Consider the following 24,048-nt stretch of genomic DNA (forward strand, 5'->3'; position numbering starts at 1 on the left):
TCAGTTATTATGATCTAAGAAGCCTCTTCTCAACTGTCCGCATGAAGCACTTATATCACTTCCCATTTCTCTGCGGATAGTAGTAGGTATACCATAATCAAGAAGCTTTCTTTGGAAAGACAAAACACCTTTTTTTTCTGGTCTTCCCATATTGTATTCCTTAATTGGATTCAATGGTATGAGGTTGACGTGGCAAAGCATCCCCTTCATAAGTTTTGCCATCTCTCGTGCATCCTCTTCCCTATCATTTTCATTTTCAATCAATGTATATTCAAAGGTTATTCTTCTGCCTATTTTTTCTGAGTAATACTTCAAAGCCTTGAAAAGCTCATCCAATTTGTATCTTTTGGCTATTGGCATTATCTCTGCTCTTTTTTCATCGAACGGTGAATGAAGAGATACTGACAAGGTTATTGGTATGTCTTTTGCCGCGAGATCGTATATACCTGGTACAACTCCACATGTCGAAAGTGTTATGTTTCTAAAACTAATATTTCTGCCTTTATCATGATTGATTATATCAAAAAACCTGTCTACATTGCAAAGGTTGTCGAGGGGTTCTCCGCTGCCCATCAAGACAATATTTGAAATCCTGATATCAAGATCCTCCTCCGCCAGATACAGCTGATTCAATAGCTCACCTGCTGTTAGGTTTCTAACCAGCCCTTCCTTGGTTGAGGCGCAAAAACTACACCCCATCCTGCAGCCGACTTGAGTTGAAATACAAAGTGAGTAGCCATGATCATACTTCATAACTACACTTTCGATTATATTGCCGTCATCTAGCAAATATAGAAACTTAACAGTAGAATCCTGGTTAGAATTAAACTTTTTATAAACCTTCATTCCTGATATGCGACAGCTTTCTTTTAGTTTCTCTCTCAAATCTAAGGATATCTGCTTGAGCTCAGTTATGTCTCTACCATTTTGTTGATGGAGAAATCTAAATACTTGTTCCGCTCTATATCCTTTTTCACCGAGTTTGTCCATCAATTCTTTTATTTCATCAATTCTCATTGAGTTTAATTCCATTTAAATCCCTGCTCTCCAAAATTTAGATAATTATCAAATTTTTCTAACCAGCTTAGCCATAAAGAATCCATCTGTTCCATGTATATTCGGATAAAGCTCCAAATAACCATTTTCCTGCGTTGCTGATATCTGCACACCATTTGTAAGCTCTATGGGCTCAAATCGAAAATCTGCGTTCTTCTCTAAAAAATCTATTACTACATCGAGGTTTTCTTGTCTATTGATTGTACATGTGCTATAAACAAGTGTCCCTCCGGGTTTGACATAGTCTGAAGCTGTTTTCAGTATACTTGCCTGGAGTATTGAAAGCTCCATTAACTCCTCTCTAGTGCGAGTCCACTTGATATCAGGCTTCCTTCTTATCAGACCAAGACCTGAGCAAGGTGCATCAACAAGACAATAGTCTACACTATGTTTTAGCTTGTCATCAAGTTCTATGGCATCCCATAGCTCTGGTTTGATAGATCCTATCCCCAATCTTCTAGTCAGCTCCTCGACAAGCTTTAGCTTATGAGGGTAAATATCCCTTGCTATGATCTTTCCTTTATCTCCAATCCACTGGGCAATGTGTGTTGCCTTACCACCGGGAGCACTGCACATATCCAAAATTAATGAATCTGGCTGTGGATCCAGCACTTCCGTTACCATCATGCTTGCTTCATCCTGGATCGTGAAAAGACCTTCATCATATGCTTCCAGCCTTGTCATGGACCTGGGATTCTTTATGATAACACAATCTTTTGAATACTTTCCAGGTTCTGTCTCGTATCCTTCAGCATGAAGTATCGATATGAGATCATTGGTACTGGTTTTTAGAGTATTAGTTCTTATCGTGAATGGTGGAACAGAATTATTGGCTTTTAACAATTCCTTTGTAAATTCCAACCCGTACTGGTTCCTCCACAATTCCACAATAAAGTCAGGGTGCGAGTACCTAATTCCTAGTTCATTTTCTCCAGACATGAAGTCATCGCCCTTAAAATAAGGTTTTTTCGATGAAATCCCTCTAAGAAGACCGTTAACAAATCCTATGGTTCCTCTATGACCGTACTTCTTGGCAAGATTTACAGCTTCGTTTACTACAGCGCTCTCAGGTACAGTATCCATAAACAGGAGTTGATATATTGCAGTTCTAAGGATAATGAGAATGATAGGATGGATTTTTCTGATTCTGACACTGGATGATTCTTTAATTATTTCATCTATCATCCTCTGATTCTCAAGAACTCCATATACTAGCTCCCTTATAAAACCCGAATCCTTTCTTTCATTTTTATCATCTAAAGCTTTCTTAACGGCAAGCGTCGAATAAGCACCTTCGTTCTGGATTCTATTCAATATTTTTAAAGCAAGCTCTCTTCCTGACTCCATATCGACACCTCCATTAAAAAAGAGGGAAGACCTCCCTCTTATCTTCTTCTGTTTAAAATTGCAAGTAACCTTAGCAGCTCAGCAAGAGCAACTATTGTAGCTGCAACGTATGTTAATGCTGCCGCATTTAGAACTCTTTTTGATCCCCTTGCACTTTCTTCATCGATAATTCCCGCCTCAAGCTGTTCAAGTGCTCTCTTACTTGCATTAAACTCGACAGGAAGTGTTACTATCTGGAACAAAACAACACCAAGGAACATAGCTATCCCAATATTAATAAAGAAAGGGCTTATGATCATTCCAATAAATATAAATACCCAAACAAGCCTTGACCCAAAGCTAGCTATCGGGGCTAAAGCGCTCCTTAGTGATAGAGGGAAGTAGCTGTTTGCGTGCTGTATAGCATGCCCAACTTCGTGGGCAGCAACGCTGACAGCTGCAATACTGCTTCCACCATATACGTTCTGAGAAAGTCTTACGACCTCTGTCCTTGGATCATAGTGATCGGTAAGACTCCCTGCAACAGGTTCGATCCTTACATTGTGCAGTCCATTCTTATCAAGGATAAACCGAGCAACTTGAGATCCTGTAAGACCTGTCTGACTCGGTACTTGAAGATATTTTGAAAAAGTGCTTTTTATTTTCATCTGTGCAAACATCGAAAATAATAGTGCTGGCAGAACCAGCATAAACCAGGTGCTATCATAAAATCCTGTATACATAACATCCATCTCCTCTATAAAACATAGCCATTTTCGATTTTATTCCCTAATAAATATGCAGAGACCTCCATTGGATTTTTGTTTGGGAACTGTAACTGCTTAATTATTACAAACCCATCTCCAGCTGCTACTTTTATTCCTTCCTTATCTGCCTTGACAATAGTTCCAGGTGGAATATTATGATTTTGCTTTACCGAGTCGGCTTTCAATATTCTAACTCTTTCATCCTTGTAGATGGTAAATGCATTAGGCCATGGTATCAAGCCTCTAATCAAATCTCTTATCTTATTTGAAGATTTACTCCAGTCAATCCTCCCTGAATTTTTATACAACATAGGTGCATAACTGCTTTCGCCATGATTCTGGGGTATGAACGAAGCTTTTCCATTCATTATATCGTCTATAGCTTGTATTATTAGTTCCGCTCCCATGATGGACAACCTGTCATGAAGCTCTTCAGCAGTATCGTCATCATCGATCTTAGTTTCAACCTTCAAAATCATTGGACCGGAGTCCAGTCCCTTTTCCATTTTCATTATCGTTACACCTGTTATGCTATCACCATTTATGATTGCCCAATTTATCGGGGCTGCCCCTCGATATTTCGGAAGTAAGGAAGCATGTATATTCAGACATCCATACTTAGGGATCGATAACAGCTCCTCCTTGAGAATCTGTCCGTATGCAGCAACAATGATGAAGTCGGGTTTAACAGACTTTATCAGCTCGATCGTTTCTACATCATTAACCTTTTCAGGCTGGTGGACCCTGAGTCCCAGATTTATCGCAGTTTCCTTGACAGGTGTGGGCTGAAGCTTGTTCCCTCTGCCCCTAGGCTTGTCTGTCTGGCTAATTACTAAAGGTATTTGAAATTCCTTGTTAAAAATCGCATTCAAGGCAGGAACTGCGAATTCTGGAGTGCCCATATATACTATTTTCATTCCTCATCATCCTCTTGAGCTTCATTGTACAAGTCTGTGGCCATATCAGTATATAATACTCCATCTAAGTGATCTATCTCATGACAAAATACTCGAGCCAGATATCCCGATGGCTCCATAACAAGATTATCTCCGTTCTCATTCATAAATGTAACTTTGATTTTTTCGGGTCTTTCGACGGTCCCACGCATTTGAGGAACTGAAAGACAACCCTCTATATCCTTGATTGCTCCTTCTTTTTCTGAAATTATTGGGTTGATTACTTTAAGCGGTTTCTCCCCCACGTCTATGACTATGATTCGCTTTAATACTCCCACTTGAGGTGCAGCTAATCCGATTCCATTTGCTGCACGCATAGTTTCTACCATATCGTTCAGCAGCTCCTGCAATCTATCATCAATCTTTTCTACTTCTCTGGATCTTTTCCTAAGGATCGGATCCCCATCTACTCTGATTTGTCTAAGTGCCATTCTTATCCTCCTACAAAATACTTACAGGGTCCATATCAATACTGACCTTTATATCACTTTTCTTGATTCTTTCCTTATCTGTTATGAATACCCTCTCAAGGGTATCAGTTATCTGTTTTTGAATATTGTAACCAAACTTTAACACGATCTGGTATCTATGATTTCCGTTTATCTTCTCCAGTGGAGCGGGATGAGGACCTAAAATCTCAACTTCATTATTATCACCTATCAGCCTCTTTAGCAGCAGGTGCCATTTATTTGCGGCAGATTTGACATTATTATTGTCCTTACCAAAAACAGTTATCACGCCTAACCTTACAAATGGTGGGTATTTCAAAGCTTTTCGAAGCTTTATTTCCTCCGCATAAAATCCCTTGTAATCACTATTCTTAGAGCATTGTATGCTATAATGCTCAGGATTATAGGTCTGCAATATTACTTTCCCTCCCCATTCCCCTCTGCCAGCTCTTCCGGCTACCTGAGTCGATAGCTGAAAGGTCCTCTCTGGAGATCTGAAATCTGGAAGATTAAGAGTTATATCTGCAGCGATTATTCCAACAACTGTTACATTTGGAAAATCAAGACCCTTTGATATCATTTGCGTACCTATGAGTATGTCTATCTCGCCCAGCTTCATTGATGTTAGTATACGCTCATAATCGATTCTGTTTCTTACTGCATCACTGTCCATACGAACTACTTTTTTTTCTGGGAACATTCTGAGGAGTATTTCCTCTACTTTCTCAGTTCCTACACCGAATCCCCTTATATAGCTGCTACCACAAATGGGACATAATGCTGGGATAGGCTTTGTATTCCCGCAATAGTGACACCGCAGCCTGTTGTTGCTCTTGTGGTACGTCATGCTGACTTCACATGAATCACATTTTGAAACATAACCACATGAACGACAAACTACAGAGCCAGAGTAACCTCTTCGGTTAAGGAATACTATTACCTGTCTTCCGTCTTCCAAAGCTATTTTCATTTCTTCGTAAAGCAGCCTGCTGACCATCGACCTGTTCCCTTCGGATAGCTCTTTTCTCATGTCAACGATCTGTATATCGGGGAGTTGCATGGCTGTAGCTCTGGTGTTTATCTCCAGCAGCTTTAATTCGCCTTTAAGCGTTTTATAATATGTCTCTACTGAGGGTGTAGCGGTCCCAAGGACAAGAGTACTCCCCTCCAGAGAACACCTCTTCTTTGCTACCTCGTAGGTGCTGTATTTTGGATTATTAGAGGATTTATAAGTGTTTTCGTGTTCTTCGTCGATCACTATAAGACCAAGTTTTTTGAAAGGAGCAAAGATTGCAGATCTTGCTCCAACAACTATCTTATACTCACCAGATTTTATTCTTTTCCACTGGTCAAATCTCTCTGCTTGGGTAAGTCCGCTGTGAAGTATTGCTACCTTATCACCAAATCTTCCTGCAAATCTATCTATCGTCTGAGGAGTGAGTGATATTTCAGGAACGAGAATAATTGAGTCTTTCCCCTTTCCTAGCATTCCTTCCACCAATTGCAAATAGATTTCGGTTTTCCCGCTGCCTGTTATGCCGTGGATAAGGAAGGTATCACCGGGATGGTCTTCAATTGAGCTGTAAACCTTTCTTTGAAAGCTGTTTAACTCAATTTTTGAATACCTGGCAATATCTCTTCTAATAGGAGATTCCAATATATTTTTTTCAATGATCTCGATCAAGCTTCTAGCTTCCAGTATTTTTAGGACACTTAAGCTGGTATTGCACCTCTGTAATAAATCAGCTATGGGAAGTTCAGAGCTACCCCAAATCTCATTCCATAATAGCAGCTGCTTTGATGCTCTTGATCCTATTATGGCCAAGCCTTCCTTATATTGCATTATAGGTTTTGCAAATTTCTGTGTCCTTCCCCTGCCAAGCTGAGCAATATCAAAGGTAAGTTCGATCAGCTGCTTTTCCTCAAGATCCTGGATTGCAGACATCAGACCGGCTTTGTTCAGTTTATCCTTCAGTTCATCGAAATTAACAGCCCTTTCCTCTTCCAAATGCTCCAGTATTTGTTGTTGTAGTTTTGATAGCTCCTCTGTTTCTAACGGCTTTGAAGATTTGACGTAGGTCTTTATCTCCCGAAAGTCTCCAGGCGGAAGCACAGTCTGTATTGCTTCTGAGAAGCTGCATAGGTACTCCTTCTTGATCCAATGTGCAAGTTGGATCATTTTCATATCAACAAGCGGAGTTTTATCAAGTACATCAATGATGTATTTAAATTTGAAATCGCCTGATGTCGAATCTTCTATCGATACCACCATGCCTATTTCAAGCTTATTAAAACGTCCGAATGGAACTACTACCCTCTTGCCCGGTTCTACGATTTCCGCCAGTTCCGCAGGTATTTTATAGGTATATGGTCTATCAGCCTTAGCCGATTTTTGATTCACGATGATTTCTGCATATGACATACCATTACCTCCAAATAAAGCTATTTACTTATTTCTAATAATCTCCATTGCTTTATTCAATATCTCCTTGGACAACTGATCCTTAGACATGAGCGGATAATGTGTTTGTTGTCCGTTACTCTCTATTATAGTAGCAATATTGGTGTCTCCCTTGAACCCTGCCCCTTCCATCGTGACATCATTGGCTACGATAAAGTCGAGATTCTTTTCCTTAAGCTTTTTTGAGGCATATTCCAGCATATTGTCGGTTTCAGCAGCGAATCCTACAATTATCTGACTTCTCTTTTTCATTCCATAGTACGCCGCTATATCAGGATTCTTATCGAATTTAATAGTCATGCCTGAATCATCACCAGATATTTTTTTTATTTTAGTTGTACTGACTTTTTCTGGTTTAAAGTCAGACGGTGCGGCCGCCTTGATCAAAATATCACAGGTATCAAAATATTTCCCTATTGCATCAAGCATATTTAGTGTTGTATCTACTTTAACGACCTTAACGCCCTTAGGTTCAGCAATGCTTGTAGGACCTGAAATCAGAATGGTTTCAGCACCTCTTGAAGCTGCTTCCCTCGCTATTGCATATCCCATTTTACCGCTGGAGTGATTAGTTATATACCTTACTGGATCCAGTGGCTCAATGGTTGGTCCCGCAGTTACTATAACCCTCTTCCCAGTCATGTCCTTCTCAGTCAAGCTCCAACCGATAAACTCTACAATATCAGAGGGCTCAGCCATCTTACCTGGTCCAATATCCCCACATGCCAGTCTCCCTTCACCTGGTGGAATAAACTCGTGGCCAAGTGTTTCAAGTTTTTTTATGTTCTCCTGGGTTATTGGATTTAAAAACATATTTGTATTCATAGCTGGAGCAAATATTATTTTTGCAGTTGATGCTAGAACGACTGTAGTAAGCATATTGTCTGCAATTCCATTAGCTATTTTTGCTATAGTATTGCCTGTAGCCGGAGCTATGACGATTACATCCGCTTTTTTTGCCAATGAAATATGCTCAACATCCACATAGTCCAAAAGCCCAAATAAATCAGTGTGGACCTTACTCTGAGCCATTGTCTGAAAGGTAAGGGGAGTAACAAACCTTTGAGCGGATTCAGTCATTATGACATCTACTGATGCACCTTCCTTGATAAGTCTGCTTACTAGATCTGCAGACTTGTATACGGCTATCCCACCAGTTACTCCGAGTAATACGTTTTTTCCCTTAAGCATTTCATCACCTACTTTAGACTATTTAGGTTAGGAGTTTTATAATCTATCTTTCCTTCCGCTATTTCATCAAGAGCTATGGTCACGGGCTTACTTGCTTTGGTATCGACCTTTGGCTCATCCCCTTCAACCAATTGACGAGCTCTCTTAGCTGCTACCATAACAAGAGTGTATCTGCTTTCGCCTTCTAGTTTATGTTCCTTTATCCTATTTGACATTTACTGTTCCTCCTTGCATTGTAACGAGCTTTTTAATATCATTGTGTCTTTTGACCCTAAGTTTCTCTGAGTGGATTATTGCCTCGATATCAGCTACGGCATTCTCAACCTTGTCGTTGACTACAAAGAAATCATACTCTCCAACAAAATCAAGTTCTTTGAAAGCATTGGAAAATCTTCTTTTTATGTCTTCCTCTGTTTCTGTTCCCCGTTTTACTATTCTTGATCTTAGTTCATCCATTGTGGGAGGAAGGAGAAAAATAAATACTGCTTCCTTATAGTTTTTCTTTATTTGTAAAGCGCCCTGAACATCAATCTCCAGAAATACTATTTCCCCTTTTTCTATTTGCTTAAAAACAAAATCCTTTGGTGTACCGTAATAGTTGGAATGCACGAAAGCATGCTCTAAAAATCCACCTTGCTCAGCCATCTCCTTGAACTCATCATCTGACATGAAGAAGTAGTTTTCACCGTTTATTTCTCCATTTCTGGGCTTTCTCGTTGTAGCTGATACAGAGTATATAATATCATCTCTTTTATCCAGTAAGGCCTTGCTGATAGTACCTTTTCCGCTGCCCGAAGGTCCAGAAAGTACTAATAAAAATCCTTTTGCCATATTCAACCACCAACCCTCATTATTATTCATGCCCTTCCTCTTTGGTGTGCAGCCTGTGAGCTATTGTCTCAGGCTGCAGGGGTGTAAGGACCAAGTGTCCGCTGTCCATTACTATTACAGCTCTGGTCCTCCTTCCATAGGTTGCGTCAATAAGATTACCCTGATCCTTTGACTCTTGGATCAGTCTTTTGACAGGTGCTGATTCCGGACTAATAACGGAAACGATCCTGTGGGATGCAACAACATTCCCAAAGCCTATGTTAATAAAGTATGACACCATCCTGTTCACCTCGCTTATTCGATGTTCTGTACCTGCTCTCTGATTTTTTCAATCTCTGATTTCAATTCTACGACCTTGTTGACGATAATTGAATCGCTTGATTTGCTGCCTATTGTATTTACTTCTCTGTTAAACTCCTGGATCAGAAAATCCAATTTTCTTCCGACTGCCCCATCTTCATCGATTATAGACCTGAATTGGGCAATATGGCTGTTCATCCTGGTCAATTCCTCATCTATGCTACTTTTATCAGCATAAATTGCTACCTCCATAGCAAGTCTGTCCTGATCGATCATTGTCGGTTCCTCCAACAATGATGCTATCCTTTCGTTAAGCTTTCTTTTATACTCTTCGACAACTAATGGTGATCTGATTTTCACTTCTGAAGTAATATCTTCTATAGTTCTAAGCTTTTCAAGCATATCAAGCTTCAATTGCTGACCCTCTGACTCCCTCATAACTACTAACTGTGAAAGAGCTGAATCAACAGCAGAACGCAACGTCTCCCAAACTGATGCCTCATCAAGATCTCTTTTTTCGGTCTTTATCACGTCAGGTATCGAAAGGATATTCCCAAGTCTTATATTATCTTCTATCTGTAGTTGATCCTTCAAATCGGACAATGCATTTTTAAAGCTCATAGCAAGTGGGATATCAACTTTTACCTCTAGTGATGAGATACTTTCAAAATCCAGGTTGATAAACACATCAACCTTTCCTCGTCCAAGCTTCTCCTTAATAAGCTTCTTTATACTCTCTTCCAAATATATCAAATACCTTGGAAGTTTGACTGTGATATCCAGATATCTGTGATTAACTGACTTCAGCTCTGCTTTTATCCTGAAACCGCTGTTCGATGCTTCACCTTTTCCATAACCGGTCATACTCTTCAGCAATGTTACCCCTCCTTTAGTATTAAGCTTTAATTATAGCTATATTTCTGGGAAAGACCATACATTATTAAGGATTATTAATATTTGGAGTATAAAATGTCAGATTTCACAACTACATCATATATATGCTATACTGATTTAAAAAGCTTACGGAGGATTTTATGTCTTATGATGGAATAGTGACCCGTGCAATAGTAAATGAGCTGAGAGAAAAACTTCTTGGTGGCAGGGTCGATAAAATATACCAGCATGAAAAGGATGAACTTACAATTACAATTTATAGCAAGGGAATAAATCAAAAACTCTTGGTTTCGGCAAGCAGCAGCACACCAAGACTATACCTTACACGACTTGCTTTCAAAAATCCGGATACCCCTCCTATGTTTTGCATGCTTTTAAGGAAATATCTTATCGGCGGACATGTACTGGACATTCGACAGGAAGGTTTAGACAGGGTTGTAGCAATCACAATTTCAGGCACCGATGAGCTTGGGCACCAATTGAATCGAGAGCTTGTAGTTGAAATTATGGGTAAACACAGCAACATAATTCTGATCGAAGAATCAAGCAAGCGTATAATAGACTCAATAAAAAGAGTTCCAATAGATGTTTCCCGAGTACGGCAGATCCTGCCAGGGCTTTATTACCATCCAATCCAAAACCAGGATAAGCTGGATCCTTTAAATGTCAGCAATAAAGAATTCATAGATTTAATTGTCAAATCAAGTGGTAATACCCAAATTTATAAGTTTCTCTATCAAAGCTTCACAGGCTTAAGCCCTTTGATAGCCAGAGCTATTTGCCAAAGATCCGGTCTGGAGCCAGAAAGAACAATTGCTAGCCTTCAGGAGCAGGCTTTATTATCTCTATTCGAAGAGTTCGAGAATACGATTGGCCGTGTAAGAGAAGGCAGCTTCAGGCCAATGATAGCAAGGAACGAAGATACCAGTGCTATTGATGGCTTCCACTCCCTTCCTTTGGACTACTTTGGTTCAAAAGGTATCAAATTCTATGATTCAGTTTCTGATATGCTAGACTCAGTATATTCGTCAAAAGATATTTACGACAGGGTCAGTCAGAAATCCTCCTCTCTTAGAAAAATAGTACAAACTCGACTTGAAAAAGCTCAACACAAGCTTTCCAAGTTAAGAGAGGAATTCCTTGAGAGCTCAGAAAGAGAAAAATACAAGATATATGCAGATTTGATACAATCTAACCTATATAGGATCCAAAAGGGTACTAGAGTAGCTCAGCTTCAAAATTTTTATGATCCTGAGATGGGAGAACTATCTGTTCCTCTGGATGAGAAACTGGGTGCAGTGGAGAATGCACAGAGATATTATAAAAAATATTCTAAGCTAAAAACAGCTAGCCTGTTATTGGAAACTCAAATAAATGAAACAGAAGAAGAGATTTCATATCTTGAGCACGTCATTGTAAGTCTTGATAACTCAAACGAAGTCTATGAATTAGAGGAGATAAGGAATGAGCTAGCGAACGAAGGTTATATTTCCATTATCGCCAAGCCCGGAAAGAAGCATAAGGATATCGTTTCGAAGCCTCTCCACTTTGTCTCATCGGATGGATTTAGCATTCTTGTTGGCAGAAACAATAGACAAAATGAAATATTGACAATGAAAACATCGAAAAAAGAGGATTTTTGGCTCCATGTCAAGGGTTTACCTGGAAGCCATGTCATTATACGCACAGAAGGCCGCCCTGTAACTGAGAATACCCTTGAAGAGGCTGCCACCATCGCAGCTTGGTACAGCAAAGGCAGAAGCAGTTCGAATATTGAGGTAGATTATACACTGAGAAAGAATGTGTGGAAGCCAAAGAGCAGCAAGCCAGGATTCGTCCATTACGATAATCAAAGCACTGTAGTCGTTACTCCAAATATCACAGTGATAAATTCAATCAGAAAGGTAGAGGAATGACCCTCTACCTTTCTAATATCTGAACTTCGTCTTCTCCATCATATTCAAGAAATTTCACACTTACTACCTCATTGCTTGATGTAGGAACATTTTTACCTACATAATCTGGTCTGATCGGGAATTCCCTATGGCCCCTGTCTACTAAAACAGCCAATTGAACCTTTTGAGGTCTACCATTATCGATCAATGCATCAAGAGCTGCTCTAACTGTTCTGCCTGTGTATATTACATCATCCACCAGAACTACCTTTTTCCCATCAATATCTCCTGAAAAAGCCTCATTTACAACAGGCTTATAACCTATTTCCTTTAAATCATCCCTATACAAACTGATGTCCAAAGTATACACATCTACTGAGGATTCCTCTATCTCCATTATTTTTTCAGCAATCCTCTTAGCAAAAGGGACTCCCCTGGTTTTAATTCCAACCAGAACCAGATCTTTTATGCCCTTGTTACGCTCAACTATCTCGTTAGCAATTCTTGTTGTGGCCCTAAGTATTGCTTTTTGGTCCATTATAGATGCTTTGATCTTCATGATAGCCCTCCCTTCTGTCAAGTTTTGACAATATTCCTTTGAATAACTCAGGAAGTGAAGCCTCAAACTCAAGCCTCATACTTGAGATCGGATGAGTAAATTCAATTCTTCCTGCATGTAGAAGCTGGACATCTATGCCAAATTCATTCTTGCAATTCGAATACACCGGATCACCAACAACTGGATGTCCGATATTTGAGAAATGAACTCTTATCTGATGTGTCCTGCCAGTTTCGAGCCTTACCCTTACCAGTGTATACTTATCATAGTATTTTAGTGCCTGAAAATGAGTTATGGCTGGTTTACTATTTTTATATACCACTGCCATTTTTTTTCTATTTGAAGGATCTCTACCTATCGGAGCGTCGATAGTCCCAGTATCTTCCTTAAGCCTGCCATGAAGCAGGGCTGTGTACTCCCTGACTATTTCATGATCCTTGAGCTCATTTGATAGGGTCCTGTGTGCTATATCAGTTTTTGCAACGACCAGCAGTCCAGAAGTGTCCTTATCCAATCTATGTACTATTCCAGGTCTGATCACTCCATTGATCGAGGATAGACTGTTCAGGTGATACAAAAGTCCGTTTACCAATGTTCCTTCATAGTTGCCCGGAGCAGGATGCACTACCATTCCCTGCGCTTTGTTTATGACAGCTAGGCTTTCATCCTGGTAAACTATATCTATTGGTAAATTTTCTGCCTTGATCTTTAATGGTTCAGCCTCAGGTACGATCGCGAGTATAGACTCCCCTTCCTTTACTAAATAGCTCGGTTTTCTATTTCTCCCATCTACTGTAACGTTCCCATCTTTTATAAGCTTTTGCACGTAGGTACGGGACATTTCGTCCAGCTCCAACGCCAGATAATGGTCAAGTCTTTCATTGTCATCTTCACCTACATACAGCTCGATCTTCTTCATAAACCATCGACCGCCTTTTTTTCAAGCTTATCGAACAAAACTGTATAGACCAGTAATGCTGTACCAGCTACTATGAACATATCTGCGATGTTGAAGACCGGGAAGTTATATATCTTAAGATCCAGCTTTATGAAATCCACGACGTATCCGAGCCTTATCCTATCGATCAAATTGCCGACAGCACCTCCTGAAAGCATTGAAATTGATAGTTTCGTTAATGTAGTAAGACTATTACTGTTTTTAACCATGTAAACTATCATAGCTAATACGACTACCGAAGTTATTATTATAAAAAACCATCTTTGGTTTTGGAGTATCCCAAACGCGGCTCCGAAGTTTTTTACGTAATGAAGTTCGACAAAATTCCTTATTATTTCAATAGGTCTTTGACCCATTAGGTATTGAGTTGCAGCAGATTTTGCCAGTTGATCAATAAAAACTATAAAAATTGACAATATAAGTCCCAATGAATTTCCTCCCCATAGTAAACCTTGAATAAAAAAGGAGCCTATGCTCCCTGATCCTCCTTGACAGAATTGACTTCTGATCCTAAAAATTCCTCTGCTACTTTGTAATAATCCTTAAGTGATAGGAGCTGAGATTGCAGGAAGGACTCATATCTGGTCTTAAAAATGTACATCTCCTTCCTTAGCTGGTCATACTCGTCCTTGATATCCTTGACCTCATCCTTGGTTTTCTCAACTATTTTTCTACCCTCATCCTCAGCATTTCCTATAATTACATCAGCTTTGCTTCTTGCATTCATAGCAACCTCTTCAGCTGTTTTTTGTGCAATGATCAGTGTATTCTTTAAAGTTTCCTCCATAGTATTATACTGTCGTATCTGGTCCGAAAGCATATTGATTTTGTCCTTATACTCGATATTTTCCTTGTACATCTTTTCGTAATCCTCGAGTATCTCATTGAGGAATGAGTTAACGGCCTTAGGGCTGTAGCCTCTGAACGACCTTGAAAAAACCTTGTTTTGAATATCAAGAGGTGTTATCATGTCATCACTCCGTTATTTATAGATTTTTATACCAATACATAGTCTACCTTTCTTACTTAGTCCCTGCCTTGTCTCATAAAGAGCTCTCCCTAATCCTTTGGCGGAGATCATATCCCCAGGCTCTAGTTTATAGCTTGGCTTTTCAACCAACTCCCAGTTTACTTTTATATCTCCTGCTTCAACCTTTGTTTGGCTTTCACTTCTAGACAGCTTAAAAACTGCACCTAAAATTACGTCAAGCCTCTCTGATGCAACGAACAAATCTTTACGTTCGTAAGCTTGCTCTTTGATTACCATCTGGTCTTTGGAGATTATTAAACATTCTACATTAATCTTTCCTACCTTCTCAATGTTCATCGATAGGTAATCACCGATCTCATTTTTCAAGGATACTATAGCACTGTCCTCACCAATAAAAATATCTCCTATCTTTTCCCTTTTTATGCCCATACCCATAAGACTTCCCAAGAAATCCCTATGGTTCAATGAGCTTATGTCACCAGATATTTCTAAGTAACTAGTGTGATCCTTGAAATCCATATTTCCCATATAGTCTGGAAACAAAAGAAAATGCTTTCTCTCAGCAAAATCAGGTCCTCCATCTTCTATATAGCCAAGGCCATGTATCCCATTAAATACTGCCTTTGCAGTCTTTCTCTCAAAAGGATCAAGAAAATCAGTGTCTATTACCATATGTTGGTTTAAAGCTATTTCTGCCTTATCGATAAGTATCCTCATCTTAAGTAGCAGCTCTGGCTTTTTTATATGTGATGTTAACCTTTCTCTGTCCAGCAATAAATCACCCCGCAATATTCAGCAGCAGAGTGTAAGCAAGTCTTAAAAATAATATTGCTATCCAGGGAGAAAAGTCTATGAATCCTCTACTTAACCCAAGTTTATCTAAAAGAGCCCTTGCAGGAGCCATAATTGGCTCTGTCAGCTCCAAAATTACCTTTCCGAAGAAGTTATCCATAGATATCCTGAAAATGGACATAAAAATTCTTATTATTATCAGGATCTCAATTAAATCAAATAATATCCTGACGGATCTTAGTACTGTATACATTCAATCTCCTTACCAGGGGAAAATCCCTCTGTTTTTAAGCTCATCCTTAAGGCCGTCGATTTCTATATTACTTGGAGCTAAAATAAATATATCCTTAGTCACCTTTTGAATCTTTCCTTCTACTGCATATAATCCACCATTTATAAAATCAAATATCTGTCTTTTTACAGTTGTGTCAAGTTGTTCAAAATTTACGACTATCGCCTTTCTAAGCTTGAGATCATCAATTATAGCAGGCGCTTCCTCATAGCTTAAAGGTTCATGCACTGAAATTTTCATATTGCTGTTGGTGTGGATGTTAACGACTTTATTGTTATATTTCCTGGACTTAGGAGCAGCAACATCGTAGGATTCGCCCTCAGGAGTCTCCTCCTCAAGAACGTATTCCTCTTCCTCCTCATAGTCATCGATGCCAATGAAGTACTTGAATTTATCCATTATCTTGCCCACACAAATCCCTCCTAGTAATTTCTCTTCCCGAATATCCCCGTGCCTACTCTAACCATGTTAGAGCCTTCCTGGATAGCTATTTCAAAATCGTTGGTCATCCCCATAGAGAGATACTGGAAATCGATCTCTTTATATGAGTTTGTCTTTACCCTCTCTCCCAACTCATACAGACCACTGAATGTTCTTCGCAATACAACCTCATCCTCTACAAAAGGAGCTATAGTCATCAAACCCTTGACCTTTAGATTGTTATACTTCAGGACAGATTCAATGAATGGGATTGCATTTTCAGGAGAAATTCCAAATTTAGTATCCTCTCCTGCAATGTTGACCTGTATCAAAACATCAATTACCCTGCCGGCCTTTTTTCCTCTTTTATCGATTTCTTCTGCAAGTGATAATCTATCAAGGGAATGTATCAAATGAACGTTATCAGATATGTATTTGACTTTATTGGTCTGAAGGTGCCCAATCATGTGATACCTGGCACTATTACCAAGCGAGGCCATCTTTTCAAAAAGCTCTTGCACCTTATTTTCGCCAATGTCGGTTACTCCTGCCTCGATAGCCTCTGTGATTCTCACAAGGTCTATTGTTTTTGTGACTGCAATAAGCTGTATGTGGTCGCTTCTGCCTGCTTTAGCGGCAGCTGCGGCAATTCTTTCATTAATTGAATTAAGATTCTCCTTGATGCTAATTTTGTATCCCCCCCGTTAATCAATTATTTCTCCCTCAGAATAGCTGTCTGTATCAATTAATACTTCTGTATAAATATTTATAGTTTTAAATCTCTTGCCGTCATCATCCTCAATATAACCGTATGAATCGCCATGTTCTACAAATAAAAATTCCTCATCTTCTCCAACTACCTTAATCGGTCGGAATCGGACTACACCATAGAACTCTTTAACTAGGACTCCTATCTTCCCTTCTTTGTACTGAACGATCCCCTTCGGTATCCGTAGAGAACTTACTTTATATTTTACTATTTCTACTTCAGCGTGCCTTACATCATATAATTCGTTAAGAAGAATGTTAGATCTGAAAAAATATATGGTGTCCGAAGTATCCTCCTTGATTTCAATCAATGTGGATCTTAATGAATAAACTTCATCCTCATTGACCTTAATAATGACGTCATAAGTATTCCCTGCCTCGAGGGAGCTATCAGAAGTTTTCACTGCAAGCACCCATTCAAATCCATCCACGATCTTAAATGCAGCATCCGCTTTTCTTTCTGAAATGGGACCAGTCATAAGATCAGTATTAAATTCATTAAAATCATTTGGATTTAGAAGTTCCTCATAACCATCTGTCTCGAATGATACAATTCCGGAATGAGAACTAAACAATCTCTTGACGTTTCTATCTATTGTTGACTTCAAGCTATCTCTCTTCTGCTTAAGCTCATTTATTCTAAGCTCGATATCATAAGTGCTGCTTTGCTGATTTTCCTCTAAAAAATTAAGCTGCATCACTAAATCACTCTTTAGGTTATGAGCTGTCTTAAAGTCATCGTTTGAAACCGCCAGTTGGAGTCTAGAGAGTGTATCCGAAGAATTATTTGCATTTCCTGATTGTAGCAGATCAATACTCTTTTCTATTTCCACCAGTTCATTTTTTTGAATAGTCAAATCTACTCCTGATATTACATTCGCTACTTCAGCACCAAAAGGTACCCGTTCGCCCTCAAGAGCAACTCTAAAAACATCTCCTGAGTATGGATTCTCATAAATTTTTTCATCTCTCATCATCAAGCCTTGGCCTCTGATGATCTCTTTGTATTCATCAGATACTGGCAACACAGTTCTAGCCTTGCCAATCAACAGTCCAGGGAGTATATTTATCAGAAATAAGACCAGAAATACCAAAGATAATAGAGTAACAGCCTTCCTGGCATTCGATCCTTTTACCGAACCCATATGATCAACACCTAACTGAAAAATTTTCCGTATTTGCTCATGATCCTGAACTGCTTGATGGTTTCGATCTTTAGCTTTATGATTTCATTTGCGTGAGTCACAAGCTTGATCGATTGCTCCTTCTGAACTGCTCCCAATACTACCCCGCGGAATTTTTCCTTAGTCTTTGTGACAACAGTTATTTCGTCTCCAGCCTTAAGCCTTGTGCCATCAAGAAAGAATTCCTGCATATCCATATCGTCTATCTCGTCCTGAGAGATATGCTTATTGTCAATTAGAATTATGTTATTTTTTAGATAATACTTCTCCTTTAACACTGTTAAAGAATACCCCAGTACACTTACGAATAAAAGTATCGATGCAAGGGATATTAAAAAATCGAACATGAATCATCCTCCTACAACTTAGATAGTGACAGTATATCACAATTACACGGCATTTTAAACCACTTTACAAATTCAATTTTATCAGTTATAATTACGTTTGTGACGGGGTGTGGCGCAGCTTGGTAGCGCACAAGTCTGGGGGACTTGGGGCCGTAGGTTCAAATCCTATCACTCCGACCAACACGGACCTTTGTAATTCTAACGATTACAGAGGTTTTTTATTTTCTTCCATTTTTGATTAATTTTACAAAAACCGCACAAAAACCGCATTTTTTGTAAAATATACTATTCTCTGAAATCGGCTCCTGGACTGCAATACATGACTTAATCATTTGTTTTAGGCACAAGGTTGAAAAATTTGGGGCCAATAGCTTAAATGTGTTGATTCAGACGGTTCTTTATAATAATTCATTTTTATGTTGAAAAACTAGAAAAGACGGAATCCGACTTCTCCATATTGGCCTTTCTCCTCTTCATTTTAAGGTGAAGTATGATCAGATTAATCTAAAGAAGTTGACCGTAAGTCGGATTCCGTCTTTCGATCAAATGTCGCAATCCGTCATTTGATTTACCTTTACAATAAGAAAAGGCCCTTTCGGACCTTGTTCTAATTCTTAATACTAGTACCTCTATCTAACTAACTCTACTCATTTTCTTAGCTCTTTCAGAGCGGATACCATCCATCTTACCAAGGAGATAGAGCTTAAGGAAAATTTCGAACTCTTCTAATGCCTTCTTCTCTCCCTTCAATCTTACTCTTCTCAGTATACCTGTGATTTCTGGTCCGGGTATCTCATTGAGCCGTGAGCTAGAGTACATCTTATCTATGATATCAAGCTTTATTTCTCTCAACATTCTCTCTTTAATCTCTGGGTAGCTATCAATAATTACTAACGCTTGATCTACTATTTGGTTTAGCTTTTCTTGACTCAGCATCTAGAATCCCTCCTTACAGCTATTTCTTCTTTTGGTTCTCTCCCTTTCAGAGCGGATACCATCTACCTTGCCCAATAAATAATACTTTAAGGTCCGTTCAAAATCATCTGAAAGTTGTTCATTCTTGAGCCGTACTGAGTCATCTATTCTCTTCATAACTAATAGAGGAAGCTCATGAGGGTAGCAGTTATTATAAATTTTCTCGAGTGTATCAACCATTGCCCCGGCTTCTCTCCATTCCTTTAGATGATACTCTGCCTCTTCTATCGTCTCATATATTTTACCTTGAAAAGTTCTTTTCTCTACTTCCTTTCTCCTAATTCTATCCTCTAATTCCTTCTTATGAGTCTCCGCAAGTAATACTTCAGCCATTTCTCTATCTTTTTGGGCAAGTTCCTTAATGTTCTCCTCAGTGGGTTCAATCCCTTGTGCTTTCAGTCTAGTTATTTGGTTCTCTCTCGCACTCTTATGTTCCTTTAGGATCTCCGCAGAGTATAACTCATTATATATCTCATTCATCTCTACAGTATTAATCATTCTATTTCCCTCCTTTGATTTAGATCAGAAGGATGATATAATTATAATGGTACCATCTTCCTGATGGGCTCTCTAAAGGTATTCAGACAAGGCTTCCCGGCTGCTGAATACCTTTACTGTTTACTCCTCTTTCAACCATTCGATTACAGCTTCCTTTTCAATTCTCCAGGACTTCCCTACTTTGAAGGCCTTTAGTTCTCCTGAGTCAATTGCTCTTCTGATCGTGATAACACTTACCTTCAAAAAATCAGCTAGTTCTTTAATAGTGACAATGTCCTGGAGATTTTCAATTCCCATACAACCACCTCTTTTTGTTCTCATATATTATCTTTCATACTCATATATTATCTTTTATTTTCATCCATGTCAATAATTATTTTCTAAGAAAATCACTCACATCGATTCTGACCTCTCAAACCATACGCCAGCGTACCGATTTTTAGTTCTTCAATGATAAGTGATACTAAGTATTGGCTTTGATATTTGAGCTCTGAAAATACACACTAGAGGCCCTATTATAGCCATACCTTAATACCTGTAAAAAAATAAAGGCTCTCAGATTGGATTCTGGAGCCTCGCTTTTCTCGGAATAAAAATTGAAACAATTGAAACCACAAGCTTAAGCCATCCTCACCTCTCTTCTCAGCTGATCCATTACTATATCAACTACCGCAGTTAATTCTCCCTTGTTGTTAGTACCTTCAACCCTGATGATTCCAGAGTGATTGACAGTGGATGCAGTTCCTGCAGCTGATACCTGGCTATTTACGCTTTGAGTTGGAATCCTAGACATTTCATTTGTCTGCCTCTGGACTTCTCTAAGGCTGCTCTTTATGCCGACTGCGAAGCCTTCACCGGTATAAGCTCCCATCTCCTCCATAACTTTTGATGGGGATTCAATCTTAAGAGCTCTTTTTATTCCACCAGTAACAGTCGATACAACATTACCAACAGCCTCCTTGACTTTGTTGATCATGGAAGATATTCCAGATATAAGCCCGCTGATGATATTTTTTCCTATCTCGATCAGGTTGATGTTCTTTAAGGTATTGATAGCTTCCCCTATAGGCTTAGTGATAGCTTCTTTTATATTGTTGAATGTTTGTTTGATATTCTCCCAAAGCTTTTGTGCAGCTGCTTTGATTTCGTCCCAGTTCTTGTATAAAAAAACACCTGCGGCAATTGCAAGTGAGATAGCTACTATAGCCAACCCTATGGGACCAGTAAGAGACTTGAAGGCTAACCCTAATCCTGGTAAAGCTTCCGTTATTATACCAACGGATAAGATTAATTGAGAAATTGTTATTAGTAAAGGTGCCAATCCTGCCACAACTGCAAGAACCGTCATGATCATAGCAAGAGTAGCCTGATCAAGATTTGTTATCCAATCGAGGACCTTGCCTATAGTTTCAGCTAATCCTTCAAGCATAGGAGTTAATAGGGTAGCGATCTCAGTTCCTAACTTTGCAAAGCTTCCTGCAGCTGTAGCTTTTAATTTGTCGATTGCATCGTTGAACTCATTGGCACTATCAAGCGCATCTTGGGATAGTATCAACCCAGCTGCCTCTGCTTCAGCTCCCAATTGAGAGAGTGCGTCAGCTCCTCCTAATATCAATGGATTCAAATCCTGCGCCGACTTGCCAAATATAGCCATTGCGATGGCGTCTCTTTCTGTCTCGTTGCCTACGTCTCCAAGCTTAGATATTACCTCATCAAATACATCCTGATTGTTCCTCAGCTCACCTGTGACATTATCGGTAACACTTACTCCCAATGCCTTAAACGCGTCAGCTGCAGCCCCCGTTCCTTCTCTCGCACCATCCATGTTTCTTGTCAACTTTGCCATGGAGCCTGTTAATGTCTCAAGTGGAACATCAATCATATCGGATGCGTACATAAATTTCTGGATTTCGGCGGTTGATAACCCTGTTTGCTTTGCAAGTGTATTAATGTCATCAGCTGCAACTCCAGCCTCAACACCCATTGCAACCAAGCCTACTAAAGCTCCTCCAGCAGCTGCCGAAATAGGCGCAAATGCTTTGCCCGCACCTTCGACTTTGCCTCCGAACTCTTGCATTTCTTTACCAGCATTCTTAAGGTTTTGAGTAAGAGATCCCCCAAAATCTTTAGCCGCCTTTTCTACCTTCTTGAGTTCCTGCTCAGTCTTTACTATTTCCCTTTGCAAAGCTCTGTATTGTTCCTCTGATGCTTCACCCTTCTTAACCTGTTCCTGGACTTGCTTCTCAGCTTCTTTCAACTGCTCAAGCTTGTCCTTGGTAGTGGTTACTGATTGAGCAAGTATTTTTTGTTTTTGATCAACTAATTCAATATTCTTAGGGTCAAGCTTCAAGAGCTTGTCAACTTCTTTGAGCTCACTTGTAAGATCCTTCGAATGCTTGTTAACTTCGCCCATGGACTTGACAAGGTTAGTGGTATCGCCACCAATTTCTATTGTTAGACCTTTAATGTTGTTGGATGCCATGATTTTCACCCCTCTCTTTTCCTTCAATAAATCGAATCTCTACTTCTCTCAAAACCAATTGTTTTTGAAGGTCAAGTAACTTTGCAATCTTTTTCATTACTCTTATTTTGACGATAAATGGTATAGTTTTTTCGATGTCTAAATATGTCTGAGTATAAATCTTAAGCTTGTCAGTATAGTCCTTATCCTTTAAAACTCTATTCAAATATTCGATACCATCAAAATCCATTATATACACCTACTTTCAACCGCTTTTGTATTTTCTAATCTCTGCTTTGGTCATAAAATATATCTTTCTTTTTATAAGCGGAAGGATCTTTTCTTTTTCAACTTGAAGATTAAACCGCTCGATCAGCTGGTCAATGTTTTCTCCTTTTCTTTTGTATACTATTGCCAACATTATCACTCTCCAGGCTACCAGTTTTTATAAGTATTTCTCTTCTTGTCCTCTTCCAGTCTCTCTCTGCTTAAATCAAGTTTTTCGAGGCTAATCATATTAAGGCCCATGATCTCAGCTAGTTTGTTTAGAGCCGAAATCTTATCATGCATCTTGATCTTTAACAGTCCCTTACTAGTAAGAGATATCTCAGATATAAGGCTAGTATTTACTTCCTTGCTATCCTTAAACTCAATCACTGGTCTATACTCAAAAACGGGATCTCCATCCTCATCGTGAGCTGCTACAACCTTGACGGTCTTATATGTCAAATAGTCTCCGATGTCTGCAAGAGCAATGCTTGCAAGCTCTGAAATTATAGCCTTTGCAGAGATGATCGCTTCCTTTTCAGTCTCCTCTAGGACCTTATGCTTCAGCTCCTTATACCTTGCATTTACCTTGACTTGATTGAAGAGTCTACTCGCTTGTTCATCTATAGATTTATCAAGCATAGATTTTGGTTTATACACTGATTTATAAGCTTCTCTCTGGCTTTTACCTTTGATTAGCTCCTGAACAAATCTCTCTTGTTTTTGTGTCAATTTATCGCTGATAATATCACCTCATTTCAGATAAACTCAGATGATCTCAATAGTTTTCTTTTTATTTCGAAATTCTAAGGCCGGAAACTCAAAAAATCGATGTGTATGCAGAAAGGGCCCGCTCCCAGTCTGGGAACAAACCCCTGCAGCTCAGTGGTGGGGGGGGGTTGTGTGGGCCTTATCATCTCAAGCCGCTCCGCAAATCGTAATACTTTCTCCTTGCTTCAAGTGAAACATGTTGACTCTTCAGCTCTCTCAGTTTCTCGACCTCTCTTCTTGCTTGTTGCTCTATAAGCTTTATCTTCTCTTCAATCTCATCAGCAAATGCTTTGTACTCTGCCTCAGCTTTATTTACCAGTTCCTCAAACTTTTCTGACTCTACCGCCATCCTAGGTGCGATTGCTCTAGATATATCAATGTTACTGATTAATTTACTATCCTCTATCTCAAAGAATAATCTTTTCCTTTTATCATAGAGCTCAGCTTGTTTGTCTGGATCCTGCGCTGATACATACTCCAGGTTAACTGCTTCAAGCTCCTCCTGAAGATTATCAACCTTAGCTATTGCTGAATCCCTTCTAAGCTCAATACCTCTTTTATAATTCAAGAGATCATTGACTGCCTTAAGAAGCTCCATTGAATATTTCTGATCTGAATTGCCAAATAACTTTGCCATTA

The 24,048-nt window shown here is 39.2% G+C and carries 30 protein-coding genes and 1 tRNA gene; 2 read left to right on the forward strand and 29 right to left on the reverse strand.

What is annotated here, in order from left to right:
• The 11 genes from rlmN to AC4PHB_RS04620 are packed head-to-tail and all read right to left on the reverse strand — an operon-like array spanning window position 1 to window position 10,213.
• Window positions 1–1,017, reverse strand: coding sequence for a dual-specificity RNA methyltransferase RlmN (gene rlmN, locus AC4PHB_RS04570; protein WP_492137458.1), 1,017 nt, complete (start codon window positions 1,015–1,017; stop codon window positions 1–3).
• 48 nt (window positions 1,018–1,065) lie between these two features.
• A complete protein-coding gene (gene rsmB, locus AC4PHB_RS04575) occupies window positions 1,066–2,403 on the reverse strand; it encodes a 16S rRNA (cytosine(967)-C(5))-methyltransferase RsmB (RefSeq protein WP_492137459.1) in 1,338 nt (445 codons plus the stop codon).
• Between the two features lie 38 nt (window positions 2,404–2,441).
• Window positions 2,442–3,125 (reverse strand): zinc metallopeptidase, encoded by a 684-nt coding sequence (locus tag AC4PHB_RS04580; RefSeq protein ID WP_492137460.1) that lies wholly within the window; start codon window positions 3,123–3,125, stop codon window positions 2,442–2,444.
• A 14-nt stretch (window positions 3,126–3,139) separates the two neighbouring features.
• Window positions 3,140–4,066: a methionyl-tRNA formyltransferase gene (fmt, locus tag AC4PHB_RS04585; RefSeq protein WP_492137461.1), complete on the reverse strand. Its 927-nt coding sequence runs from the start codon at window positions 4,064–4,066 to the stop codon at window positions 3,140–3,142.
• On the reverse strand, window positions 4,063–4,536 hold the full coding sequence (gene def / locus AC4PHB_RS04590; RefSeq protein ID WP_492137462.1) for a peptide deformylase: 474 nt from the start codon (window positions 4,534–4,536) through the stop codon (window positions 4,063–4,065). The genes fmt and def overlap by 4 nt, the downstream gene beginning before the upstream one ends.
• A 10-nt stretch (window positions 4,537–4,546) precedes the next feature.
• Complete coding sequence (gene priA / locus AC4PHB_RS04595; protein WP_492137463.1) at window positions 4,547–6,976, reverse strand: primosomal protein N'; 2,430 nt, start codon at window positions 6,974–6,976, stop codon at window positions 4,547–4,549.
• Between the two features lie 24 nt (window positions 6,977–7,000).
• Window positions 7,001–8,206: a bifunctional phosphopantothenoylcysteine decarboxylase/phosphopantothenate--cysteine ligase CoaBC gene (gene coaBC / locus AC4PHB_RS04600; protein WP_492137464.1), complete on the reverse strand. Its 1,206-nt coding sequence runs from the start codon at window positions 8,204–8,206 to the stop codon at window positions 7,001–7,003.
• Window positions 8,207–8,214: 8 nt separating this feature from the next.
• Complete coding sequence (gene rpoZ, locus AC4PHB_RS04605; RefSeq protein ID WP_492137465.1) at window positions 8,215–8,421, reverse strand: DNA-directed RNA polymerase subunit omega; 207 nt, start codon at window positions 8,419–8,421, stop codon at window positions 8,215–8,217.
• Window positions 8,411–9,037: a guanylate kinase gene (gene gmk / locus AC4PHB_RS04610; RefSeq protein WP_492137744.1), complete on the reverse strand. Its 627-nt coding sequence runs from the start codon at window positions 9,035–9,037 to the stop codon at window positions 8,411–8,413. The genes rpoZ and gmk overlap by 11 nt, the downstream gene beginning before the upstream one ends.
• Before the next feature lie 22 nt (window positions 9,038–9,059).
• Window positions 9,060–9,317 (reverse strand): DUF370 domain-containing protein, encoded by a 258-nt coding sequence (locus tag AC4PHB_RS04615; RefSeq protein ID WP_333688356.1) that lies wholly within the window; start codon window positions 9,315–9,317, stop codon window positions 9,060–9,062.
• 14 nt (window positions 9,318–9,331) lie between these two features.
• Window positions 9,332–10,213, reverse strand: coding sequence for a YicC/YloC family endoribonuclease (locus AC4PHB_RS04620; protein ID WP_492137466.1), 882 nt, complete (start codon window positions 10,211–10,213; stop codon window positions 9,332–9,334).
• Between the two features lie 158 nt (window positions 10,214–10,371).
• On the opposite strand from AC4PHB_RS04620, the gene AC4PHB_RS04625 reads away from it, so the two are divergent.
• On the forward strand, window positions 10,372–12,147 hold the full coding sequence (locus AC4PHB_RS04625; protein ID WP_492137467.1) for an Rqc2 family fibronectin-binding protein: 1,776 nt from the start codon (window positions 10,372–10,374) through the stop codon (window positions 12,145–12,147).
• Window positions 12,148–12,151: 4 nt separating this feature from the next.
• Here the strand turns inward: AC4PHB_RS04625 and pyrR are convergent, their stop codons facing one another.
• Genes pyrR through AC4PHB_RS04675 form a run of 10 tightly spaced genes read right to left on the reverse strand, consistent with a single transcriptional unit; the run spans window position 12,152 to window position 18,437 of the window.
• A complete protein-coding gene (pyrR, locus tag AC4PHB_RS04630) occupies window positions 12,152–12,685 on the reverse strand; it encodes a bifunctional pyr operon transcriptional regulator/uracil phosphoribosyltransferase PyrR (RefSeq protein ID WP_492137468.1) in 534 nt (177 codons plus the stop codon).
• Entirely contained in the window at window positions 12,642–13,604 is a 963-nt protein-coding gene (locus tag AC4PHB_RS04635; RefSeq protein WP_492137469.1) for an RluA family pseudouridine synthase, read from the reverse strand. Before AC4PHB_RS04635 ends, pyrR begins: the two co-directional genes overlap by 44 nt.
• Window positions 13,601–14,071, reverse strand: coding sequence for a signal peptidase II (gene lspA, locus AC4PHB_RS04640; RefSeq protein WP_492137470.1), 471 nt, complete (start codon window positions 14,069–14,071; stop codon window positions 13,601–13,603). The genes AC4PHB_RS04635 and lspA overlap by 4 nt, the downstream gene beginning before the upstream one ends.
• 41 nt (window positions 14,072–14,112) lie before the next feature.
• The gene (locus AC4PHB_RS04645; protein ID WP_492137471.1) at window positions 14,113–14,613 is read right to left on the reverse strand and encodes a DivIVA domain-containing protein; all 501 of its coding nucleotides are present in this window, start codon (window positions 14,611–14,613) and stop codon (window positions 14,113–14,115) included.
• A gap of 12 nt (window positions 14,614–14,625) precedes the next feature.
• Window positions 14,626–15,408 (reverse strand): YlmH family RNA-binding protein, encoded by a 783-nt coding sequence (locus AC4PHB_RS04650; protein ID WP_492137472.1) that lies wholly within the window; start codon window positions 15,406–15,408, stop codon window positions 14,626–14,628.
• 4 nt (window positions 15,409–15,412) lie between these two features.
• The gene (locus AC4PHB_RS04655) at window positions 15,413–15,679 is read right to left on the reverse strand and encodes a YggT family protein (RefSeq protein ID WP_492137473.1); all 267 of its coding nucleotides are present in this window, start codon (window positions 15,677–15,679) and stop codon (window positions 15,413–15,415) included.
• Window positions 15,680–15,688: 9 nt separating this feature from the next.
• Window positions 15,689–16,129, reverse strand: a complete 441-nt coding sequence (locus AC4PHB_RS04660) for a cell division protein SepF (protein ID WP_492137474.1) — start codon at window positions 16,127–16,129, stop codon at window positions 15,689–15,691.
• A gap of 11 nt (window positions 16,130–16,140) precedes the next feature.
• A complete protein-coding gene (locus tag AC4PHB_RS04665) occupies window positions 16,141–16,827 on the reverse strand; it encodes a YggS family pyridoxal phosphate-dependent enzyme (RefSeq protein WP_492137745.1) in 687 nt (228 codons plus the stop codon).
• A gap of 15 nt (window positions 16,828–16,842) precedes the next feature.
• Window positions 16,843–18,051, reverse strand: coding sequence for a biotin/lipoyl attachment domain-containing protein (locus tag AC4PHB_RS04670; RefSeq protein ID WP_492137475.1), 1,209 nt, complete (start codon window positions 18,049–18,051; stop codon window positions 16,843–16,845).
• Between the two features lie 11 nt (window positions 18,052–18,062).
• The gene (locus AC4PHB_RS04675) at window positions 18,063–18,437 is read right to left on the reverse strand and encodes a hypothetical protein (RefSeq protein ID WP_492137476.1); all 375 of its coding nucleotides are present in this window, start codon (window positions 18,435–18,437) and stop codon (window positions 18,063–18,065) included.
• Between the two features lie 103 nt (window positions 18,438–18,540).
• On the opposite strand from AC4PHB_RS04675, the gene AC4PHB_RS04680 reads away from it, so the two are divergent.
• Window positions 18,541–18,617, forward strand: a tRNA-Pro gene (locus AC4PHB_RS04680).
• A 453-nt stretch (window positions 18,618–19,070) separates the two neighbouring features.
• Here AC4PHB_RS04680 and AC4PHB_RS04685 read toward each other — a convergent pair.
• The 8 genes from AC4PHB_RS04685 to AC4PHB_RS04720 all read right to left on the reverse strand — a co-directional run bounded on the left by AC4PHB_RS04685 (window position 19,071) and on the right by AC4PHB_RS04720 (window position 24,046).
• Window positions 19,071–19,373 carry a hypothetical protein gene (locus tag AC4PHB_RS04685; RefSeq protein ID WP_492137477.1) on the reverse strand — a complete coding sequence of 101 codons (303 nt, stop codon included), beginning with the start codon at window positions 19,371–19,373 and terminating at the stop codon, window positions 19,071–19,073.
• Entirely contained in the window at window positions 19,374–19,910 is a 537-nt protein-coding gene (locus AC4PHB_RS04690) for a hypothetical protein (RefSeq protein WP_492137478.1), read from the reverse strand.
• Between the two features lie 120 nt (window positions 19,911–20,030).
• Entirely contained in the window at window positions 20,031–20,207 is a 177-nt protein-coding gene (locus tag AC4PHB_RS04695; protein WP_492137479.1) for a helix-turn-helix domain-containing protein, read from the reverse strand.
• A 322-nt stretch (window positions 20,208–20,529) separates the two neighbouring features.
• The gene (locus AC4PHB_RS04700) at window positions 20,530–22,392 is read right to left on the reverse strand and encodes a phage tail tape measure protein (RefSeq protein ID WP_492137480.1); all 1,863 of its coding nucleotides are present in this window, start codon (window positions 22,390–22,392) and stop codon (window positions 20,530–20,532) included.
• The gene (locus AC4PHB_RS04705) at window positions 22,373–22,621 is read right to left on the reverse strand and encodes a hypothetical protein (RefSeq protein WP_492137481.1); all 249 of its coding nucleotides are present in this window, start codon (window positions 22,619–22,621) and stop codon (window positions 22,373–22,375) included. The genes AC4PHB_RS04700 and AC4PHB_RS04705 overlap by 20 nt, the downstream gene beginning before the upstream one ends.
• A gap of 15 nt (window positions 22,622–22,636) precedes the next feature.
• Window positions 22,637–22,792, reverse strand: coding sequence for a 30S ribosomal protein S21 (gene rpsU / locus AC4PHB_RS04710; protein WP_492137482.1), 156 nt, complete (start codon window positions 22,790–22,792; stop codon window positions 22,637–22,639).
• 14 nt (window positions 22,793–22,806) lie between these two features.
• The gene (locus AC4PHB_RS04715; protein ID WP_492137483.1) at window positions 22,807–23,370 is read right to left on the reverse strand and encodes a terminase small subunit; all 564 of its coding nucleotides are present in this window, start codon (window positions 23,368–23,370) and stop codon (window positions 22,807–22,809) included.
• 181 nt (window positions 23,371–23,551) lie between these two features.
• Window positions 23,552–24,046 (reverse strand): hypothetical protein, encoded by a 495-nt coding sequence (locus AC4PHB_RS04720; RefSeq protein ID WP_492137484.1) that lies wholly within the window; start codon window positions 24,044–24,046, stop codon window positions 23,552–23,554.
• Window positions 24,047–24,048 lie beyond the last annotated feature (2 nt).

The sequence above is a fragment of the Gudongella sp. QWL-04 genome, from assembly GCF_058683975.1.

Bases quoted from the DNA above. Each gene is read 5' to 3' on its own strand.
- AC4PHB_RS04670 (WP_492137475.1), bottom strand. From the start codon at position 18,051: ATGGGTTCGGTAAAAGGATCGAATGCCAGGAAGGCTGTTACTCTATTA.
- AC4PHB_RS04690 (WP_492137478.1), bottom strand. From the start codon at position 19,910: ATGATTAATACTGTAGAGATGAATGAGATATATAATGAGTTATACTCT.
- AC4PHB_RS04685 (WP_492137477.1), bottom strand. From the start codon at position 19,373: ATGCTGAGTCAAGAAAAGCTAAACCAAATAGTAGATCAAGCGTTAGTA.
- gmk (WP_492137744.1), bottom strand. From the start codon at position 9,037: ATGGCAAAAGGATTTTTATTAGTACTTTCTGGACCTTCGGGCAGCGGA.
- rlmN (WP_492137458.1), bottom strand. From the start codon at position 1,017: ATGAGAATTGATGAAATAAAAGAATTGATGGACAAACTCGGTGAAAAA.
- coaBC (WP_492137464.1), bottom strand. From the start codon at position 8,206: ATGCTTAAGGGAAAAAACGTATTACTCGGAGTAACTGGTGGGATAGCC.
- AC4PHB_RS04720 (WP_492137484.1), bottom strand. From the start codon at position 24,046: ATGGCAAAGTTATTTGGCAATTCAGATCAGAAATATTCAATGGAGCTT.
- AC4PHB_RS04695 (WP_492137479.1), bottom strand. From the start codon at position 20,207: ATGGGAATTGAAAATCTCCAGGACATTGTCACTATTAAAGAACTAGCT.
- priA (WP_492137463.1), bottom strand. From the start codon at position 6,976: ATGTCATATGCAGAAATCATCGTGAATCAAAAATCGGCTAAGGCTGAT.
- AC4PHB_RS04645 (WP_492137471.1), bottom strand. From the start codon at position 14,613: ATGATAACACCTCTTGATATTCAAAACAAGGTTTTTTCAAGGTCGTTC.
- AC4PHB_RS04635 (WP_492137469.1), bottom strand. From the start codon at position 13,604: ATGAAGAAGATCGAGCTGTATGTAGGTGAAGATGACAATGAAAGACTT.
- AC4PHB_RS04625 (WP_492137467.1), top strand. From the start codon at position 10,372: ATGTCTTATGATGGAATAGTGACCCGTGCAATAGTAAATGAGCTGAGA.
- AC4PHB_RS04580 (WP_492137460.1), bottom strand. From the start codon at position 3,125: ATGTATACAGGATTTTATGATAGCACCTGGTTTATGCTGGTTCTGCCA.
- def (WP_492137462.1), bottom strand. From the start codon at position 4,536: ATGGCACTTAGACAAATCAGAGTAGATGGGGATCCGATCCTTAGGAAA.
- pyrR (WP_492137468.1), bottom strand. From the start codon at position 12,685: ATGAAGATCAAAGCATCTATAATGGACCAAAAAGCAATACTTAGGGCC.
- rpoZ (WP_492137465.1), bottom strand. From the start codon at position 8,421: ATGTCAAATAGGATAAAGGAACATAAACTAGAAGGCGAAAGCAGATAC.
- fmt (WP_492137461.1), bottom strand. From the start codon at position 4,066: ATGAAAATAGTATATATGGGCACTCCAGAATTCGCAGTTCCTGCCTTG.
- AC4PHB_RS04700 (WP_492137480.1), bottom strand. From the start codon at position 22,392: ATGGCATCCAACAACATTAAAGGTCTAACAATAGAAATTGGTGGCGAT.
- AC4PHB_RS04675 (WP_492137476.1), bottom strand. From the start codon at position 18,437: ATGTTCGATTTTTTAATATCCCTTGCATCGATACTTTTATTCGTAAGT.
- AC4PHB_RS04655 (WP_492137473.1), bottom strand. From the start codon at position 15,679: ATGTATACAGTACTAAGATCCGTCAGGATATTATTTGATTTAATTGAG.
- AC4PHB_RS04705 (WP_492137481.1), bottom strand. From the start codon at position 22,621: ATGGATTTTGATGGTATCGAATATTTGAATAGAGTTTTAAAGGATAAG.
- AC4PHB_RS04615 (WP_333688356.1), bottom strand. From the start codon at position 9,317: ATGGTGTCATACTTTATTAACATAGGCTTTGGGAATGTTGTTGCATCC.
- rsmB (WP_492137459.1), bottom strand. From the start codon at position 2,403: ATGGAGTCAGGAAGAGAGCTTGCTTTAAAAATATTGAATAGAATCCAG.
- rpsU (WP_492137482.1), bottom strand. From the start codon at position 22,792: ATGTTGGCAATAGTATACAAAAGAAAAGGAGAAAACATTGACCAGCTG.